General features: G+C 40.5%; 1 protein-coding gene. It reads right to left on the bottom strand.

Annotated elements, in window-relative coordinates:
• Positions 1–796 (bottom strand): plasmid segregation protein ParM (gene parM / locus E0D98_RS25055; RefSeq protein WP_240723778.1); only part of this gene is annotated, 796 nt, incomplete at its 3' end.
• Position 797 lies beyond the last annotated feature (1 nt).

Raw genomic sequence — 797 nt, 5'->3', positions numbered from 1 at the left:
ATTCATTGAGCGTATTTAATACACGTTGCTCAAGTTTACGAAGTGCTTCATTCATTGCTTCGGTGACTATTGATATTTTGTTCTCATCATTAATTCGTTGCTTCAGATAGTTGTTATCTTTTCTGTGAATAATTATATCGTCAGCAAGATAGCTACTTCCTTTTGTTCTCGCAAGAGAAAGGGCATCTTTTACTGCCGATGTGACCAGAGATACACCAAGAGATGAGTCTCCGTATATTTTACTGATCCCTGATAATTTCCCCATTACCTGAGAAATATCCAATGTGGTGCCCCCGAGGTCTATAATTAATAAAGAATCTAACTCATCCAGTTCTTGTAGAACTTCATAACCTGCTGGTATAGATTCAGGCATGACTTTTACATCTTTTATTGTGAATGTATCCCCACCATTTAATGTAATTTTTTTCCGGAAGTTTGCTTTCTTACGCTCAATATTTTCCGTATTGGGTTGGTTATTCCTGTCGTAATACTCTGTCAGAGGAAGTGTGCAAACAATATCCACTTCGCTTACCGGCAGACCACTGGTCAGTAAGGCGTGATGCACCGCAACGACATTAACGTCGCTGTATTGCCATGCGATATTGGTTGTGACTACAGCATCCGGGCTGATTGGATCAAATGAATACTGTTCGCCGTTCAGTGTGTAGTTAAAGACCTTTTTATCACCAAAAGAGACTGCCCACTCGCGTTTGAAGCTGTTCGGGCTAATGTGCTGTTTAATTGTTCTGTCGCTTTCCTGCCACTGCAGTTTGATGTTTGTTGAACCGTCATCAATG

Origin of the sequence: Escherichia sp. KCJ4928 (assembly GCF_004352695.1) — a bacterium.
In the GTDB taxonomy this organism is placed as follows: domain Bacteria; phylum Pseudomonadota; class Gammaproteobacteria; order Enterobacterales; family Enterobacteriaceae; genus ECMA0423.
The sequence above is the reverse complement of the archived record's forward strand: the minus strand, read 5'-3'. Positions and strand labels throughout refer to the sequence as shown.